The organism is Xenorhabdus kozodoii, assembly GCF_002632875.1.
In the GTDB taxonomy this organism is placed as follows: Bacteria; Pseudomonadota; Gammaproteobacteria; order Enterobacterales; family Enterobacteriaceae; genus Xenorhabdus; species Xenorhabdus kozodoii.
In genome coordinates this window covers 1-17,805 of the sequence record NZ_NJCX01000033.1, presented here as the reverse complement: position 1 = coordinate 17,805, position 17,805 = coordinate 1, and the positions used below count along the sequence as shown (strand labels likewise).

At 51.5% G+C, this 17,805-nt stretch carries 15 protein-coding genes and 2 pseudogenes; 16 read left to right on the top strand and 1 reads right to left on the bottom strand.

The window, feature by feature from the left end:
- Positions 1-7 precede the first annotated feature (7 nt).
- The 16 genes and pseudogenes from cas7e (at position 8) to Xkoz_RS17125 (ending at position 17,505) form a co-directional block, all read left to right on the top strand.
- On the top strand, positions 8-1,045 hold the full coding sequence (gene cas7e / locus Xkoz_RS17200) for a type I-E CRISPR-associated protein Cas7/Cse4/CasC (protein ID WP_099143216.1): 1,038 nt from the start codon (positions 8-10) through the stop codon (positions 1,043-1,045).
- 13 nt (positions 1,046-1,058) lie between these two features.
- Entirely contained in the window at positions 1,059-1,829 is a 771-nt protein-coding gene (gene cas5e, locus Xkoz_RS17195; RefSeq protein ID WP_099143215.1) for a type I-E CRISPR-associated protein Cas5/CasD, read from the top strand.
- The gene (gene cas6e / locus Xkoz_RS17190) at positions 1,816-2,487 is read left to right on the top strand and encodes a type I-E CRISPR-associated protein Cas6/Cse3/CasE (protein WP_099143214.1); all 672 of its coding nucleotides are present in this window, start codon (positions 1,816-1,818) and stop codon (positions 2,485-2,487) included. Before cas5e ends, cas6e begins: the two co-directional genes overlap by 14 nt.
- Before the next feature lie 149 nt (positions 2,488-2,636).
- Positions 2,637-2,825 (top strand): annotated as a pseudogene (locus Xkoz_RS23465) (type I-E CRISPR-associated endonuclease Cas1e); the annotation flags it as partial.
- A gap of 2 nt (positions 2,826-2,827) precedes the next feature.
- Positions 2,828-3,121 (top strand): type I-E CRISPR-associated endoribonuclease Cas2e, encoded by a 294-nt coding sequence (gene cas2e / locus Xkoz_RS17180; protein ID WP_099143212.1) that lies wholly within the window; start codon positions 2,828-2,830, stop codon positions 3,119-3,121.
- A 645-nt stretch (positions 3,122-3,766) separates the two neighbouring features.
- A complete protein-coding gene (locus Xkoz_RS17175; protein ID WP_099143211.1) occupies positions 3,767-4,750 on the top strand; it encodes a hypothetical protein in 984 nt (327 codons plus the stop codon).
- Complete coding sequence (locus tag Xkoz_RS17170; RefSeq protein ID WP_099143210.1) at positions 4,750-5,901, top strand: BamA/TamA family outer membrane protein; 1,152 nt, start codon at positions 4,750-4,752, stop codon at positions 5,899-5,901. The genes Xkoz_RS17175 and Xkoz_RS17170 overlap by 1 nt, the downstream gene beginning before the upstream one ends.
- The gene (locus Xkoz_RS17165; protein WP_099143209.1) at positions 5,898-7,034 is read left to right on the top strand and encodes a DUF4056 domain-containing protein; all 1,137 of its coding nucleotides are present in this window, start codon (positions 5,898-5,900) and stop codon (positions 7,032-7,034) included. The genes Xkoz_RS17170 and Xkoz_RS17165 overlap by 4 nt, the downstream gene beginning before the upstream one ends.
- Positions 7,035-7,606: 572 nt before the next feature.
- A complete protein-coding gene (locus Xkoz_RS17160) occupies positions 7,607-9,820 on the top strand; it encodes a type VI secretion system Vgr family protein (RefSeq protein WP_099143208.1) in 2,214 nt (737 codons plus the stop codon).
- A gap of 14 nt (positions 9,821-9,834) precedes the next feature.
- The gene (locus Xkoz_RS17155; protein ID WP_099143207.1) at positions 9,835-11,052 is read left to right on the top strand and encodes a DUF2169 family type VI secretion system accessory protein; all 1,218 of its coding nucleotides are present in this window, start codon (positions 9,835-9,837) and stop codon (positions 11,050-11,052) included.
- A complete protein-coding gene (locus tag Xkoz_RS17150; RefSeq protein ID WP_099143206.1) occupies positions 11,045-11,401 on the top strand; it encodes a DUF4150 domain-containing protein in 357 nt (118 codons plus the stop codon). The genes Xkoz_RS17155 and Xkoz_RS17150 overlap by 8 nt, the downstream gene beginning before the upstream one ends.
- 11 nt (positions 11,402-11,412) lie before the next feature.
- Positions 11,413-16,221, top strand: a complete 4,809-nt coding sequence (locus tag Xkoz_RS17145) for a glycohydrolase toxin TNT-related protein (RefSeq protein ID WP_099143205.1) — start codon at positions 11,413-11,415, stop codon at positions 16,219-16,221.
- Positions 16,218-16,598 carry a hypothetical protein gene (locus Xkoz_RS17140; RefSeq protein WP_099143204.1) on the top strand — a complete coding sequence of 127 codons (381 nt, stop codon included), beginning with the start codon at positions 16,218-16,220 and terminating at the stop codon, positions 16,596-16,598. Before Xkoz_RS17145 ends, Xkoz_RS17140 begins: the two co-directional genes overlap by 4 nt.
- 45 nt (positions 16,599-16,643) lie before the next feature.
- A pseudogene (locus tag Xkoz_RS26325) lies at positions 16,644-16,784 on the top strand (RHS repeat-associated core domain-containing protein); the annotation flags it as partial.
- A 91-nt stretch (positions 16,785-16,875) separates the two neighbouring features.
- The gene (locus tag Xkoz_RS17130; protein WP_099143202.1) at positions 16,876-17,226 is read left to right on the top strand and encodes a hypothetical protein; all 351 of its coding nucleotides are present in this window, start codon (positions 16,876-16,878) and stop codon (positions 17,224-17,226) included.
- Between the two features lie 15 nt (positions 17,227-17,241).
- Entirely contained in the window at positions 17,242-17,505 is a 264-nt protein-coding gene (locus Xkoz_RS17125; RefSeq protein ID WP_099143201.1) for a hypothetical protein, read from the top strand.
- 206 nt (positions 17,506-17,711) lie between these two features.
- Here Xkoz_RS17125 and Xkoz_RS26320 read toward each other — a convergent pair.
- Positions 17,712-17,805 (bottom strand): transposase domain-containing protein (locus Xkoz_RS26320; RefSeq protein WP_141554436.1); only part of this gene is annotated, 94 nt, incomplete at its 5' end.

Genomic DNA, 17,805 nt, shown 5'->3' with positions numbered 1-17,805 from the left:
ATTTTAAATGAGCCAATTTATCCAGCTACATCTGTTAACTTCTTACCCCCCTGCCAACCTGAACCGCGACGATCTCGGACGTCCTAAAACCGCCAAAATGGGTGGAACTGAGCGATTAAGAATCAGCTCTCAAAGTTTGAAGCGCCATTGGCGGATCTCTGATCTGTTTCAGGATGCCCTTGCCGAGCACCTTGGTTTTCGTACCAAACGTTTTGGATTCCAGGTTTATCAACGCTTGCTTAATGGGGGCGTTAAAGAGAAGCAAGCCACCGAATGGGCTTGTGCTATCGTGGAAGTCTTTGGCAAAAAGAAAAAAGATGAACCGCTGGAAATTGAGCAACTGGCGCATATCAGTCCGGCAGAAAAAGAGGCTACCTTTGCATTGGTCGATAAACTTATCGCCGAAAATCGTGCCCCCACCAAAGAAGAACTGAACCTGCTGAGCACAGAAAAAACTGCCGTCGATATTGCACTGTTTGGCCGGATGCTGGCATCCAGCCCTGCCTATAACGTGGAAGCTGCCTGTCAGGTTGCCCATGCTATCAGCGTTCACGGTGTCACCGTGGAAGATGACTATTTTACTGCCGTCGATGACCTGAATACGGGCAAAAGTGATTCCGGTTCAGCTCATATTGGCGAAACTGGCTTTGGGGCAGCGCTGTTCTACAGCTATATCTGCATTAATAAATCATTGTTAATAAATAACTTATCCGGCAACGAAACCCTGGCAAATAAAGCCATTGCCGCCCTGACAGAAGCCGCCGTTAAAATCGCCCCATCCGGCAAACAAAACAGTTTCGGCTCCCGTGCTTATGCCAGTTATGTGCTGGCGGAAAAGGGGGAATACCAGCCACGCTCCCTGTCGGTGGCGTTTTTAAAACCGATTGATAGCGAAGATCAAGCAACCGATGCCATTACCGCGTTAGAAAATCAGGTGAAAAACTTCGATAACGTTTATGGCGCTTGCGTTGATGCGAGTTATCGTATTAATGCCGTGACGGGAACCGGTCGTTTTGCTGAGTTGCTCCAGTTCGTCACTCAGTAAAAGAGGGAGCAATATGAAGACTTATTTGGTTTTTCGCTTATACGGGGCACTCGCCAGTTGGGGAGTGGAAGCAGTCGGTGAAAGCCGTCCAACCGGCACTTATCCAACCCGTTCGGCTATTTTAGGATTATTGGGCGCCGCGCTGGGTATCCGGCGTGATGATGAAACACAGCTTGCTGCATTGCAACAGAGTGTCAGCATCGCCATCAAACAGATCGTCTCCGGTTTATTGCTGCGGGATTACCATACCGCCCAGGTGCCCTCACAAGAGAAAAAACAGACGCATCTGACCCGTAAAAGTGAGTTACATGATAAATCCAAATTAAATACGGTACTGTCCTCGCGCGATTACCTTGCTGATGGCGTGTGGGTTATCGCCATTTCATTAACCGAACAGTGCAGTTTTACACTTTCTGCCCTATGTGACGCGCTGATAAAACCGGTCTTTACCCTGAGCCTTGGGCGCAAATCCTGCCCTCTTGCCGTCCCGATGATGCCGCAACTGGCAGAATATCCGTCATTAAAAGCCGCCCTTGATACCGTTTTTCCTCTCTTGCCTTATCAATCAGAAAAGCGCCATGACTATTGGCAGCGTAACCATGATGTCGTCAGTTATTTCTGGGAGGGGGATAAAGAGGAGATCACGATCCCTGATGCGACAATACTGACTCATCAACTTTGGGATGAGCCGCTATCACGCCGCCGCTGGCAGTTTACGCAACGCACGATGCACCAATTATCGATCCAGTTATCGACCGTGGAGGGAACACATGTATCTGTCTAAGGTTACCTTGACCCCTTCTGTTTACTCTATACCAACACCAGCACACAAACAGACAAAAAATGATGTCTACGCCGCTCACCAACTCTTGTGGCAACTGTTTACAGAACAGGACGCGCGCCATTTTCTTTTCCGGCAAGAGATGAGCTTAAGTGGCCGGCCTGAGTTTTTTGTGTTGTCCACGACCGCCCCGATCGCTAACTCCCCGCGATTCCAGATCCAGACCAAGCCTTTCGTTCCGCAATTACATAACGGGCAGAAACTGGCATTCAAACTCCGCGCAAATCCCACGGTTTGCATCACGGATAAAGATTCTGATAAACAGCATCGCCATGATGTCTTGATGCATGCCAAGCGTCAGGCTCAGCGTTCGGGTGTGGGTGAAATGGACTCTGTGATGACACAAGCCGCCCAAACCTGGATACAGGATGAAAAACGGCAGGCGAATTGGGGAGTTCGCTTTGATTTCGCGCCCGATATTGAACGCTATACCCAGCATCGCAGCTTCAAAGCCTCTGGCCAGAAAGTCGCCTTTTCCAGCGTAGATTTTCAGGGAGTCCTCACTTTATCAGACAGCCACCTTTTCCTTGAGCAATACCAGAAAGGGTTTGGCAGGGCAAAATCCTTTGGTTGTGGGCTCATGTTGATAAGGGCACTGTAATGGCATTTATCCCATTAAAACCCATTCCCATCAAAGACAGAAATTCGATGATCTTTATCGGCATGGGACGCATTGATGTTAAAGACAATGCGTTTGTTGTGATTGATGAAGTCAACGGTGAGCGCATGCACATACCCGTCGGCTCCCTTGACAGACAAGTCAGAATTGCCTGTCGCGAAAAATTCAGGACAGACAAGATCCTGAAACGCCTTATTCCCTTAATTGAAGAGGTGCTCGCGGCGGGCGAAATTTCCCCGCCGCCGCCGCCCGCGGATGCACAACCGCCCGCCATTCCTGAACCGATATCCATCGGTGACATTGGGCACAGGAGCCAGTAAAGATGAGCATGACAGTTATCGTCACAGAAGCCGTTCCTCCGCGATTACGGGGACGTCTGGCGATTTGGTTGCTGGAGATACGGGCAGGGGTTTATGTTGGTAATATCTCTCATAAAATCAGGGAGATGATTTGGGAACAAATCACGGAATTCACCGAAGATGGCAACGCAGTTATGGCATGGCAGACTAATACCGAATCTGGCTTTGATTTTCAAACCGTTGGTGAAAACAGAAGGGAGCCGATAGATTTTGACGGCCTGCGTTTAGTGAAATTTAAGCCACTTTCTGAGGATTAGTCTGGAGGGGCTAACAAGCGATTAAACATGGTAACATTTTTTCTGTTAAAAAAATGGTTTTATAACAATGGGTTATTTTTAGGGAGTTCCCCGTGGATGCGGGGATAAACCGGTTCATTTCGTGATATAGAGGGATAATAATAAGAGTTCCCCGTGGATGCGGGGATAAACCGACGTTCAAACTGAAAACATTACAGCCATTATCGAGTTCCCCGTGGATGCGGGGATAAACCGGTGTCGGTTGTCTCGATGGCTCACATGATTTCGGTTCCCCGTGGATACGGGGATAAACCGTTTTTACTCAGGCGGCGTTTATAAGAGATATCGAATTCCCCGTGGATACGGGGATAAAAACCTTTCCAAGCGATTTCCTGATATTTCAATTAGCTAAAATCCCAATCACCATAAAAAATAACTACAATATTCATTATATTTACCCATATATTTAAAATAAAATTCGATTTGTTTGAGATAAATAAAATAAACATTCCAAATCGCACAACATTCCATCTAAAAGCATAATTGGTTGATGATTGCCAAAAAAACCTATGCTAATCTACGCGCCTTTCCGTCTTAAGATGTTCATTTTTTAGACAAAAAATATTATAGATAAACAAATAGCAAAAATAGGAAGCAAATTTACTTATGAATTTCACTAACACCAGCAAATTGTTAGCCGCGACGCTGTGCCTTGCCGCCTCATACAGTTATGCAGAGAGTGATCGCCCGCTTTTTTCATTAACGATGTCGGAATCTGGCGCTCAGCAAATGAATAATGACGGTAGCTTATCCCAAACGACCAAGTCTGAATCTCGTATCCTACCAATTTGGGGGGATGCTGCACGAGCAAAAGGCTACGATCTGCCTGAACCGTTTGGTGCGAGTTACAGTTATATGAATCTGCGACAGGATATTGTTGTGGATCAAATCGGGTTTATTATGCCTGAAAATCCTGACACACAAAAATCTACTGCAATCACAGCCGGGAAAACTCGTGAACGCACTGAAACGCATATGCTTAAGCTAGATACATGGGTTCTGCCATTTTTAAATGTTTACGGTGTATATGGAAAAACAAAAGGTTCATCTCAAACTAATATTGAAAACGTGATATTTAGTGGCATTCCTATGTTCCGAGATATTCCTTTCACTCTAGATTTTAAAGGTAAAACCTATGGTGGAGGTATTACATTAGCTGGCGGTTATAACCAATTTTTTGCAACATTAGATGCAAACTATACGCAAACCAATTTAGATATTTTAGATGGGGGTATTAAAGCCCTTGTTATAACCCCTAGAATTGGCTATGAATTTACATTCCAGCCATTATTTACAGGGCAAGGTAATACGAAAGTTCAAGTTTGGACTGGTGCCATGTATCAAGATATTACTCAGCGCTTTAAAGGCAAGGTCGCGAATATAAATATGACCGGACCGCTAGGAGCATTAGTTGGAGGCATCCTTGAAGGCGACCCTGATATGTCGTTCGATGTAAAACAACACCTTGCCCACAAATGGAACAATACCATCGGTGCCCGTGTCGAAATTACCCGTAATTTCAATATCCTGTCAGAAGTCGGTTTTGGCAACAGAAACAGCTTCTTTATTTCCGGTGAGTTCCGTTTCTGATGTTTGACCTTGCAACATTCAAAAGGCTGGTAATTTCCAGCCTGTTTATTTTTACCGCTTCATCGGCCCACGCCAATATCCTGCCTGATCGGCAAAAAATGGATGGTTGGTTAAACCAATTAGGCGGCAGTAACCATTTTGATGACCACAAAACCATTGACTGGGGCGTATTGCCTGGCCCTTTCTACACCCCTGAAATGGGGATAGGGATGGGGGTGGCGGTGGTCGGTTTGTATCGTCCTGACCGTTTAGATCGCGTTAGCCAAAACTCTTCATTGGGACTCAGTGGCTTTAGTTCATCTACCGGCGCGTTTGGCCTGAATTTTACCAATTACAATTTTCTCGCCAATGACCAATGGCGGTTATTTGTCTCCGGTACACTCAATAACACCCCAACGTACTATTGGGGCAAAGGTTATCGTGCTGGTCAACATGACAGCAACAAAGAGAAGTACCGTTCGCAGGAATTTGCTATTCATCCGCGACTTCTTTATCGCATCACTGATGCCACCTATATGGGATTAGGCTGGAATTTCTCCTCCGTCCATGCCAGTGATCCCGATAGCGGTGCAAAACGGTATTTTGCCCAGTCCGTCGGGGGTCGCTCTGTGGTCAGTTCCGGTGTCAGCGCCCACTTCATTTATGACACGCGGGATTTTTTACCCAATGCGCGCCACGGACAGGTATTTGAGGCCGTTTATACCTATTTCTCCCCGGAATTGGGCAGCGATCACCATTTCCATACCACACAGCTCCAGTTCTCGACCTATTACCCGTTATCTGAAAAGACGGTTCTGGCCTTGGATAACTACGCCCGTTTCAGCGCAGGTGATGTGCCGTGGAACCAGCTCTCCCTGCTTGGCAACGGCCAACGGATGCGCGGCTACTACGAAGGGCGTTATCGTGACAACAATATGTTCACAACACAGCTAGAGCTACGGCATAAACTTGACTGGCGCCACGGTGTGGTTGCCTGGATAGGCGCCGGTACACTGGGAGATTCCCCCTCGCAGTTGGGGACAAAACATTGGCTCCCTTCGGTGGGGGTGGGCTATCGTTTCGAGTTCAAGCCACGCATGAACATCAGATTAGATTTTGGTGTTGGTAAAGACAGCACAGGGTTCTATTTTCAGGTTGGGGAAGCGTTTTGAGATTATTCGTCACACTCTGCCTCGGTTTTTTACTGGCGGCATGCCAAACTCAACCCCAACCCGTTGAACCGATAAAACCCGTCCTTGTGAGTGATACTCACGAACAATCACCGAAGAATTGGGCAGCCTTGCCCCCCATTGCCCCACCGGAAGGTTTAAGGGCGTGTTGTGCTTTTGGTTATAACCTTAAAGCCCAACTCTGGGGTGTCCCTATTCCCTTCTTTGATATCGACAATATTGTAGAAGCCGACAAATTGGGCGAGCATCACTACAATAACAGTGTTATCGGTGCCAGTGCCGCCTTATTCGGGGTAAGCAATGAAAAAGTGGGGCTGCTCTATACCCACAAGGGCGGGTTTATTGATATCTCCCATGTGAGGGATACCGCAGACTATACCCTCTATCTGTTCAGCCAGATTTACGCCCACCTTGGTCAAGCGTGGGAATTAACCCTCAGTAATGAGCTGGCCGCGCGTAAGATCCACTTTTTTGTTTTTACGCCGCCGGAAGATCCGGCTAAACGCTATACGCTAAGTGCCTATCTGGCGGCCAGACTCGCTTTCCAGCTCGCAGCCTGGCATGAAATCGCCCAATGGTATGGCTATCAATCAGTCCCTGGATTTTCAGAAGGCATTTCGGCTTTTTCCCCGGAAGATCTCTATTCAAACCTGCTGGGCGCACGATTAACGTTGACGCTGATCCTAAAAGGCCACGCTTCTTCTGTGGCGGATTTTTCGGCTTCAATGGCTAAGATCTTGCCGATGGCGTTGCATGAACTCGGCGATTATCCCAAATCCGGCACCAAGGCGATGTTTGACAGCGTAGATGGTGTGTGGTGGAACAGCTATCAACGTGTTCCTGAGAAGTTTCTGGTACTACACCGAAATTATGCTACTCAGGACAACCGCTACCCATTAATGCCTTTTGGTAAAGAAAAGGTTGCCTTGCGCCTGTCTCTGCCTGAGCATTACCAACAGGTTTCGTTGGATAAACTGGCTGAATTCCAGCTATGGCCAACTCATGAGATGAAGGATCTTCCTGTTCCAAAGCAATATTGGACAGTGAAGGATTTTAAGATGCTGGCGGAAAATGCCCAACGGGAAGATGAGAAGCAGTTGTTATTGAATCAATAACGATAAAATTCAGTCATACCAAAACGAGTCTGTATTAGGTGACCGTCCAAGCGGTCACCCAATTCGATAATAAAACGACGTTCAGCAAACCCAATTTTTGCGATCACGATCATAAAATGAAAATGATCATGCTATTAATGACAGTGGATATTTGATTTTTATAATTAAATCAACATGTTGAAAAAACAGCCTTTCACCTGTATTCAAATCACCCAAAACAATCCGTTAACCAGAGATAAAAACACAGTGCATTGCACCAATGACGCAATGATTTTAACTTTTCATCCTGCCCTTGCTGGCGGTAACGGTTAATTTCTCTTAAGTAAATTTGGGTTTTATTTGTCCGTTATTTATTATTTCCCCCCATTTGATTCCGCACGAATGAGCCGATGCATTCGGATAACAACGTCCCTTCAACTTATCAGGCAGCGTCTTGCGCCCTTAATTACCCCATTGGTCAGGGACAATGTGAATGAGATGTCAATCTTGTGCCCGAATGCAGTGGCCTGCGTGGCGATCAAGCGGAATAGCCTATTTCATCACGTTCCGTTATCATTTCAGGGAGATAGACCATGTCAGTGAAAAAGCACCTCAGCAAATTAAAGAAAGGAAAAGCGCTGTTGGAACAGGGGCAGCAAGTCACCCAGCGGGCGAAACAGGCCAAAGGGCTGCTGACGGGGACGGGCAGCAATGCCGCGGGTAGTCTGATCAGTGGCATGGGTGGAGGCTTTGCCGGGAAAGCAGGCAAGGCGGTTGGGAGCCTCGGTGCCGGAAGCCTGATCAACGGCGGGGGGTTTTCCGGCGGGGCAAGCAAGGCACTTGGCGCACCGGGGCTGGCCGCCAAAGCCGCGGCGGGTAATCTGGGGGCAGGCAACATTCTGCAGCAACTGGGGCAAAAACTGGGACTGGGCGGCAGCGACCCCAGCGGCCTGCTGTTCACCCTGACCGCGGGTAGCCTGCCGGCCTCGACCTTTGTCGTCACCGATTTCAGCCTGACCGAACACTTCTCGCGCCCCTTCGCGCTGGATGTGGGGCTGGCGAGCGCCGACTCCGCCATTGATTTCCCGCTGGTGCTTGACCGCACGGCGACGCTGACCATTTTGCAAAACGGTATCGAACAGCGCAGCATCACCGGTATCGTCACCCGCTTTGAGCAGGGCAACACCGGCTTACACCAGACCCCCTACCGGATGAGCATCCGCCCCGACCTGTGGCGCACCACCCTGCGGCAGAACTCGCGCATCTTCCAGCAGCTCAACATCACCGACATCATCACCAAAATCCTCAAGGAGCACCATATCCGCGACGTGGTGTTCAACCTGCGCCACCCGCACCCGGCGCGCGAATTCTGCGTCCAGTATCAGGAAAGCGACTTCAATTTCCTGCAACGGCTGACCGCGGAAGAGGGGATTTTCTACTTCTTCGAATGCAGTAACGGGCGCAACACGCTGGTGTTCGCCGACGATGGCGGCTCAGTGCCGCCGGGTCTCTCGCTATCGTATCAGCCGGGTGACGGCAGCACACTGGGGGAACCCGCCGTCAGCAGCCTGACCCACAGCGCCCAGGTGCGGCCGGCGCAGGTGCAACTAAAAGATTACACCTTCAAGAATCCGGCCTGGCCGGCGGAATTTCGCCAGCAGATACGGGATGAAAACCTGCAACAGGTGTACTACGAGCACTACGACTATCCGGGGCGCTTCAAGGATGAGGCCCACGGCAAGGCGTTCACCCGCTACCGTCTGGAGGCACTGCGCAGCGATGCCGTGACCGGACAGGGCAGCGGCAACGCCATTGCCCTGCAACCGGGCAAATTGTTCATCCTCGATAACCATCCACGGGCAGACCTGAATCGGTCATGGCAAACCGTTTCCACCCACCACAGCGGCAGCCAGCCGCAGGCACTGGAAACCGCCACTTCCGGCACCGGCACGACGTTGCACAGCCAGTTCAGTTTCATCCGCCAAAACCAGAACTGGCGCCCGGCACCGTTACCCAAACCGGTGATTGATGGCCCGCAAATCGCCAAGGTAGTAGGCCCGGCCGGCGAGGAAATCTTTTGCGATAAGTACGGGCGGGTGCGCCTGCAATTTCCGTGGGATCGCTACGGGCGCAGCGACGACCAAAGCTCCTGCTGGATACGGGTCAGCCAGCCGTGGGCGGGGCAGGGCTGGGGCATGCTCGCCATCCCACGTATCGGGCAGGAAGTGGTGGTGGATTTTCTGCACGGCGACCCGGACCAGCCCATCGTGACCGGGCGCACCTACCACGCCAGCAATATCCCGCCGGGCGCTTTGCCGGGCAGCAAAACCCAGATGGCCTTCCGCTCCAAAACCCACAAGGGCGAGGGCTACAACGAACTGCTGTTTGAGGATGCAAAAGGCAGTGAGCGGCTATCGCTCCATGCACAAAAAGACATGACGACCCTGGTGCTCAACAACCGCGATACCCATGTGCTCGCCAACCATCGCGAAACCGTGGAGAAAAACCAGGCCATCCTGGTCAATGAGAACAAAGAGGAAACGGTCACCCTTAACAGCACGGAAACGGTGCATGAGGTGCGCACACTCACCACGGGCAAGGACTACATTATCACGGTCGGGACACACCAGCAGGTCAACGTTGGCAATACCCTTGCCATCACGGCCGGCGACGTGATTGAGCTGCGCTGCGGCGCGAGTGTGTTGCGCATGGACAGTGCCGGCAAAATCACGATACAGGGCAGCGAGTTCAAGTTTGAGGCCAGCGGCGCGGTACAAATCACCGGGAAAGATATCGACCTGAACTAAAAGGATCCCCTGAGATGGAATTTCGTAACCTGACCCCGTTTGCGGTCATGAATTATTCGATGCTCGACACCGACGATACTGAGCATCACGTCGCGGTGATGAAAATCGGCTACCAGCTCCTGCCCACCGAACCGGGGGAGTACACGGCTGAACTGCTGCCTGCGCCGCCGCTGTGCTTACAGGATGAATATCGCGGGGCGATGAATGCCTCGTCGGTCTTGCAGGAAAGCGACCTCGCGCCGTTTAAACCGCGCTGTGACGTGATTGTCAATGGCACGGCGTATGCGCCGGCCGGTCAGCCCTGTACCGCATTCCCGGTGCGGTTGCTGGTACAGAGCCAACAAGGGCAAACTTTGCTCGATAAAACCCTCACCATCAGCGGTGAACGGGCATTTATTCGCGAGAGTGACGGGCACTGGCAACTGAGTGAGCCAAAACCCTTTACTTCCCTGCCACTGGATTACCGCTACGCCTTTGGCGGCGAGTGCAAAATTTACGCCAATGATGAAGCCAGCCCGCGTCTAAAAGAATCTGCTCGCCTGACCGCCGCACAACGCCAGCAACATCCTGACGGTGAAAACGCGCCCCTCGCCCACTCCACCTGCGAAACCAATCCGCTGGGGATTGGGTTTATCACCCCGTGGTATGCCGAAGCTAAACAACTTACCCGCTATCCTGCACCACGTATTACCCGATCGGATGCGCCGTTTACTATTGAGCATTTTACCGCTCAATTGAATGGCACATTACCCTCCGATACGCCAGCCTGCCAGCCACAGGGGATGGGCTTTATCGGGCGTCCGTGGCTGCCCCGTCGTGCACTCGCGGGTACTTACGATGATAACTGGCTTGAACACCGCCATCCTTACCTGCCGAAAGATTTTGACTTCGGCTACTGGAACGGCGCCCCGGCTGACCAGCAAATTGACTGGCCGGAGACCGATATCACCCTCACCCTGAGTGGTCTGACCCCGGACGGTCACCTGCATGTCCGCCTGCCGGGGCACCGTCCGTTTCTCCTGCTGCGGATGCACAACGGCGTGTTACTGCCGGTGCCGATGCGCCTCGATACCTTGCTGATTGACAGCGATGCGATGACCGTCCACCTGACCCACCGGCTGCATTTCAACACCGGCCTGCCGGTGCGGGTGGCGGAAGCCCGCTTTGAAATTAACCCGGATGCGCCATTACTCAAACTGGCACCACTGGAAGAGGAGAAAAAGGATGGCTGATAACTACATTGCCCGCACCGCCGGCACCTGGATGATTGTCGGCATCCTGCCGGATGTGTGCAAAACCCCGATGGGGAACTCAACGCCGCCCATCCCCTACCCGGTGGTCGCAAAACTGGTGGACAGCTCAGCCCCGGCCAATACCGTGCGCGCCAACGGCCAGCCGGTGGTGGTGTTTGCCCACAGTTTTGTCCCGCAGACCCTCGGCGACCAGCCCGGCGTAGCCAATGGCGTCAAAAGCGGCACCGTCGGCGGTAAATGCCACCCGAAAGCGCATACCCAGACCGTGCGCGCCGGCAACAAGCTGGTACTGCGCCACGGCGATAAATTTTGGATGAACGGGGCATAAGGAGAAAAACAATGGCAGAAAAATATTCGACGTTGGTTGTCACCCCCAAGGTTTATGAAGGCAAAGAATTTTGTGAGGAGTTTCATATTCGGACCCAGGCTGAGGCAGAAACCGCGCTGGGCAAGGTCGATACGCTCTATCCCCAAAGCCGCCGATATTATGGCGCTTACGGCGACGATCCGGAATTAGATGAATATTACAATGACGAAAACGCCAAACTCGAAGCGCAGTATTTTAAAAAAGCCGCACAGGATGCCGTTGACAAATTCAACCGCGGCGAGTTTCCGCTAAAAGAATGGGAAGAACCGGAAAAAACAGAAACGCCCCAATACCCCCAACCCAATCCCCCCTTACCAGCCAAAGCCCGCGATGACAGCCCGACCGGGGAAGGCAATACGCTGGGCAAAATTGTCGGTCAGTCCAGCCCGGCAAAAGTGCCGGCGACCGACGCTAACCCCATACCCACAGCAGAAACTCCCGCGGAAAAAGACTTGTGGGCTGAGCTGGGAGAGATGTATCAACAAGGCAAAGCCATCGCCAGCAAACAGTGGCATAAAACCCAGGCCGATGCCCAAAAATGGCTGAATGACGCGGGCGATAAGCTAAGTGCAGCCGCAGATCAACCGGTAGAAGGGTTAAAGGGCGCCGGAAAAGAGTTGTGGAATACCGTCCCTGATCTGGCCGAAGGTGTGGGCAAGGCGGTCACTGGGGGCTATGCCAAAATGACCACTGTCAGTGGCCGTGTTTTAAAGGCCGCCGGGCTGGAAACCTTAGGGGATATGCACCTTAAGGTGTCTGAATGGTCGGCTGCCGCGGCGGATAAAATCAACCTGGACGCGGTCAAAATGACCATGAGCAACAAAGCGCAGGAAGGCGGCGGATTGGTGACTGCCAGTATCAGTATGGCGACCGGGATCCTTGGGTTAGCTAAAGGGGCGGCCAAACAGGCGGTCAAACAAAAGATAAAAGGGGGTCAACCAGAAGCGGGCGCGCGCATCAGCGGCAAAAACCAGGCAGCGGATCCCCCTGGCAAACCCGAAAACCACACCCAGGACCAGGCCAAAAATACCACCAGCGACAAACAAGGCAATAACCCGGAAAAAACCCGTGGGGCTGGCGACCCGGTGGATATAGCCACCGGGGACTTTTTGCAGGTCTGGCCGGTCATCGCTATCCCCGGCCTGTTGCCGCTCACCCTGACCCGCACCTACCGTTCCACCGCCACCCCGCGTGGCCTGTTCGGCTCCAAATGGGCCGATGACTGGTCGCGTCAACTGGCGCTGGACGACCGCAAGGTGCGCTACACGGATGCGGCCGGCGTCGTCTATGACTACCCCACCCCGGATAACACCGTACTGGCCCGCAACAAGCACCTGCCCCACGGCCTGCTGACCGGCGAACTGGACGGCGCGCTGAGCCTGACCGACAGCCAAACCCAGCTCACTTACCATTTTAATCAGGTTATCGGCAATATCCGCAAACTGTCCGCCATCACCGATCGCCGCCAGAATGCGATCCGCTTTATCTATGATAAACAAGCGCAACTGGTTGAAGTCACGCGCAATGATGGCATCCGGCTGGTACTGGACTCCCAGGACGGGCAACTGCGGACGATTGACCTGATTGACGGCGACCGACCGCAGCGCTGGGTCACCTGCGGCTATGACCCGCAGGGCTATCTGGCAGAATGTGATGCCTTCCAGCACAACCACCTGTGGCATGAATACAATGCGCAGGGCTGGATGACCCGCTGGCACGACACCGACCAGACCGACCTGTCGGTGACCTACGATGCGCGCGGCCGCGTGCTCAGCACCGCCTCGCCCAGCGGCTACTGGTGCGACCGTTTTCGCTATGACGATGCCACACGCACCACCACCTATCGGGATGCGGAAGGCGGCGAAAGCCAGTTCATCTATAACCCGGACGGGCAGGTTATCCGGGAGATTGACCCGCTGGGGCGCGTCACCCGCCGCCAGTGGAAAAACAGCCAGAAAATGTGGGAAGCCGATCCCGCAGGCAATGTCACCACCTTTGCCTACAACCCTGACGGCGCGCTGACGGAAGTCAGGCTACCCACCGGTGACATTTTTGCTTACGGTTATGACGAACAGGGACAGCTTATCGAAAGCGTGCTGCCCACCGGTGAGCGCTGGAAATTTCACTATGATGAGCAAGGCAACCTCACCGGGCTGACCCACCCATTGGGACACAAGGAGGAATACCACTACGGCACCCACGGTGAACTGCGCCAGCGCCTCCTCCCCGATGGCCGCGAGTGGCACTATGCCTACGACCCACAGCTACGCCTCACCAACATCACGGCACCGGACGGCGAAACAACCGGGCTGGAGCTGGACACGCTGGGGCGGCTGCGCGGGGTGACCGATGCCCTCCACCAGCAGACCCGCTACCGCTACAGCGACGACCATGCTGGCCTTAATGGCAGCCTGGCCGAAATCACCCTGCCCGATGGCACCACGCAGCAACTTGAATATGACAGTGAGCGGCGCGTGGTCGCGGTCACGGATGGCGAAGGCCGCACCACCCGCTACACCTACGGCGCCTTTGACCTGCTGACCCAGGTCACCCGCCCGGATGGCACCACGCTGCGCTTTGGCTATGACCGCCTGACCCGCCTGCAATCGGTCACGGCCGCCACCGGCGAGACCTACCGTTATGAACGGGATGCGGCCGGCCAAATCATCCGGGAAACCGATTTTACCGGGCGTACCCTGGCGTATCAGTACGATAAACTGGGACGCCGCACCCAGGTGCAATACCCCGACGGTCAGCAACTGCGCTGGCACTACTCCCCTGCCGGCTTGCTGGTCAGACAAGAAAGCTGGCAGCCGGAAGCCGGGACGTGGGTGCTGAAAGCCACCACCACGTACGAATACAACAAACGGCAGCAACTGGTGAAAGCCACCAATGCCGATGCCGTGGTGGAATATGAGTATGACAAGGGCACTGGCCTGCCAACCTGTGAGCGTATCAACGGGCGAGAAATCCGCCGCGAATGGGATAACCTGACCGGCCGCCCACTCAGCGAAAGCCTGGATGGCCACACTTTGCACTTTGGCTATCACCCCCTGTCAGGCGCGCTGAACCACTTCCAGTTCAACCAGCATGCCCCGCTGACGCTCCGGCATGATGCACTGGGGCGGGAAACCGTGCGCGAAAGTGCCCACGGGTTTATCCTCGCCAGCCGCTACACCGCCACCAGCCTGCTGGCGCACCAGTCAGCCGGGCGGGACAGCGCCTTTTTCCGGGAAGCGCTGGCGGAAAATGACCCACATTTCCCGCCCCAGGCGACCGCCGTCAACCGGAGCTGGCAATACGACCGGGCGCACAATGTGCGGGTGATTGATGACAGCCGCTGGGGGCAGACCCGCTATCGTTACAACACCAACGACCAGATATTGCATACCCTGTTCGACAGTTCGCGCCCCCATGAAGAGCAGTTCAGTTATGATGCCAACGGCAACCTGAGCCAACATTTGCCCATCGATGCGCAGGGCGCGATGGAACAATTCACCCAACGCCAGCAGGCCGGGCGGGTGGTGCAGCGGGGCGATACCCAATATGAGTATGATGATAACGGCCGTCTGATAGAAAAAATCGAGCAACATGACGGCTTCCGCCCGCAAATCTGGCGCTACCGCTGGGATACCCAAAACCAGCTCACCCACTTAGAAACCCCGGACGGCTCACGCTGGCAGTATTGCTACGACCCGTTTGGCCGCAGAATTCGTAAAATCAAAGAGCGTGACGGAAAACTGACCGCCGCTAATTTACAGTTGTGGTTAGCGGGCAAGCCGGATTTGCCTGAAAATCCCAAGGCACTCGGCGGTTATGATTACCTGTGGAGCGGGGATCAACTGATTGAGGAAGTCCCGTACCAGCTTGACGGCACCCGGCTGGAAGCACGCCGCGTGCGCTGGCTGTATGAACCGGGCAGCCTGACGCCGGCGGCGCGTTTTGAGCGGGGTAAACTGCACTACGCCATCAGCGACCACCAGGGCACCGTGCGGGAATTGCTGGATGAGCAGGGCGAGATGGTCTGGGGTCAACATCTGACCACCTGGGGCCACGCCCAAAACCGGGGCGGCGTGCCCTCCCATCACCCGGATCACCATGTTCAGTGCAATTTCAGGTTTATGGGGCAATATGAGGACGAGGAAAGCGGGCTTTGCTACAATCGGTTCAGATATTTTTCGCCGGAGACCGCGCAGTACATATCGCCGGACCCCATAGGGCTTACGGGAGGAACAAACCCTTACGGGTATGTGCATAATCCCGCAAATAGAATCGACCCGCTGGGGTTATCTGGTACTTCAAAAATTGCGGCAACGGGGTCAAATTCATTTGAAGCTTTTAAAGGCCGTTCAGAAGGCATGTTTGCAACGGAAGCAGATGCAAGGAAAGCCTATGAATTAATTCAAAAGAAAGACTGGACTACCTTAGAAAAAATGATGCCACCGAAGTCATGGCCTCCGAACAGAGGTTTTGTGAATGTAACCCCTACCACTTTGCAACCCGGAACAAAAATAGACCGTTATGGAGGATGGTATGAAAATGGAGAGTTTATTGATAAAGGAAACTTTGTTGCCGAAGCGGGTGCCCCTTTTAAAGTTAGGGCATTACCAGCCAATGATATTAATAGGCCATATACTGTTTATGAGGTTGTTAAACCCATTAAAGCAGATATGGGACAAGCAATACCATGGTTTGGACAACCTGGTATGGGTACACAATATGAACTTTCATCCAAACTTAATGAATTAGTCCGCGATGGAAGTATTAAGGTGTTAAAATGAAACTAAGAATACAAAGAATTTCTAATTTAGAGAAAATTTACGATGGATTTGAAGATGGATTTTATGAACAAGATCACCTTATTAACTGTCCTATCTGTAATGAAAATAAAACTTTCCGTGTTTTAAGATTAAAAGAGTTTAGAGAGCTGGATAATAATTTACGTATACAATTAATGCATGAAATAGAACATATTAATGAAAAATTATTATCAACGATAACTACTTATAGCTATTATAATCTATCTGTAGAATATATCTCTTATGTTTGTGATAAATATCAAACCGAAATTATAGCCATACTAGCTGTTGGAGAGTGGCAACCAGCTAGATATCAAGTCATTCTATTAGGGCTATTTGAGATATGTAAAGATATTTAATGAAGTTTAATACCGGAAAATCCCCGCGATCTTCCGGCTTTATTATTATACGTCAATCGGTTCCGGTATTACTCGCCGGAGACCGGGCAGTATATTTCGTCTGACCCCATTGGGCTGGCGGGGGGCTTTAACCCGTATGGCTATGTGCATAATCCGGTGTCTTGGGTAGATCCGTACGGGCTGGCTGGCGGGGTTGGGAATAAAGGGGATCTGAACGCGAAAGCATTTTCAATGCAAATCATATCGTGAGGTTGAAAAAGAATCATTACCAGATTGGATGGTTAAATCATTTAAAGATAATGAATATAAAACAGTGGTTACTACAGAAGACGTTGTTCTTTACCGTACTTTTGGTGGTTATGCCAAAATTGATGGCGGATTTGTAACCACCTTGCCTGCAAAAAACAAAATTCAAGCCAAAATAGATACTGCTCTTTTACCTGAATGGAAAAATACAAGGCAGTATGAATCCACAATAATTGTGCCTGCAGGTACTAAATTACAAATTGGTAAGGTTAAAGAGCAATTCACTCGATCTGGCACCAAATTAGAGGGAGGGGCTGATCAAGTGATCTTACCTTTAAATTATCCTATGAGTTGGGTAAAAGATGTCAGGTTTGTAGATTAAGAGGTCAGTTTAGGTATGGATAAAGAAAAACTAATGTCAGAAATAGATAAAGCTATCGAATGGATGGAGGATGAGAAAAAAAACAACAAAAATCAATTAAAAGTAATGATAGATTTATTTAAAAGAACAAAAGAAAAAATCGTCAAAAATGAATTATTACGTAATGAGATACGAGGTTCAGCAAGAATGTATGTTGAAATGTACAGTGATTATATGAATCCTATGCTTAACTATCTTGATTATGTTGAAAAAAATATTGATGAATTTTTGAAAAAATAGTTTAAGCCGGAAGATCCTCGTGATCTTCCGACTTTCTGCTTTTTAAAGAGCCACTCATTCCCTACCTTTAGTTGCTTTTATAGTCCCCAATCAGTTCCCGCATTCGCAGCTTAATCTCGCTGAGCAATATGAGGACGAGGAAAGCGGATTATACGTAACCGTCCGGTGATCTCACCTTGCTTTATCAGATAAGAATAAAGGGGGATTTAGCTAAACGGGTTTTCAGGCCAGGGAAGAAGCTCATTCAGCCGGTTGTTCGGCCAGGTGGGTAACCGGCGCAGGACATCACGTAACCAAACC

Bases quoted from the DNA above. Each gene is read 5' to 3' on its own strand.
- cas7e (WP_099143216.1), top strand. From the start codon at position 8: ATGAGCCAATTTATCCAGCTACATCTGTTAACTTCTTACCCCCCTGCC.
- cas5e (WP_099143215.1), top strand. From the start codon at position 1,059: ATGAAGACTTATTTGGTTTTTCGCTTATACGGGGCACTCGCCAGTTGG.
- cas6e (WP_099143214.1), top strand. From the start codon at position 1,816: ATGTATCTGTCTAAGGTTACCTTGACCCCTTCTGTTTACTCTATACCA.
- cas2e (WP_099143212.1), top strand. From the start codon at position 2,828: ATGAGCATGACAGTTATCGTCACAGAAGCCGTTCCTCCGCGATTACGG.
- Xkoz_RS17175 (WP_099143211.1), top strand. From the start codon at position 3,767: ATGAATTTCACTAACACCAGCAAATTGTTAGCCGCGACGCTGTGCCTT.
- Xkoz_RS17170 (WP_099143210.1), top strand. From the start codon at position 4,750: ATGTTTGACCTTGCAACATTCAAAAGGCTGGTAATTTCCAGCCTGTTT.
- Xkoz_RS17160 (WP_099143208.1), top strand. From the start codon at position 7,607: ATGTCAGTGAAAAAGCACCTCAGCAAATTAAAGAAAGGAAAAGCGCTG.
- Xkoz_RS17155 (WP_099143207.1), top strand. From the start codon at position 9,835: ATGGAATTTCGTAACCTGACCCCGTTTGCGGTCATGAATTATTCGATG.
- Xkoz_RS17150 (WP_099143206.1), top strand. From the start codon at position 11,045: ATGGCTGATAACTACATTGCCCGCACCGCCGGCACCTGGATGATTGTC.
- Xkoz_RS17145 (WP_099143205.1), top strand. From the start codon at position 11,413: ATGGCAGAAAAATATTCGACGTTGGTTGTCACCCCCAAGGTTTATGAA.
- Xkoz_RS17140 (WP_099143204.1), top strand. From the start codon at position 16,218: ATGAAACTAAGAATACAAAGAATTTCTAATTTAGAGAAAATTTACGAT.
- Xkoz_RS17130 (WP_099143202.1), top strand. From the start codon at position 16,876: ATGGTTAAATCATTTAAAGATAATGAATATAAAACAGTGGTTACTACA.
- Xkoz_RS17125 (WP_099143201.1), top strand. From the start codon at position 17,242: ATGGATAAAGAAAAACTAATGTCAGAAATAGATAAAGCTATCGAATGG.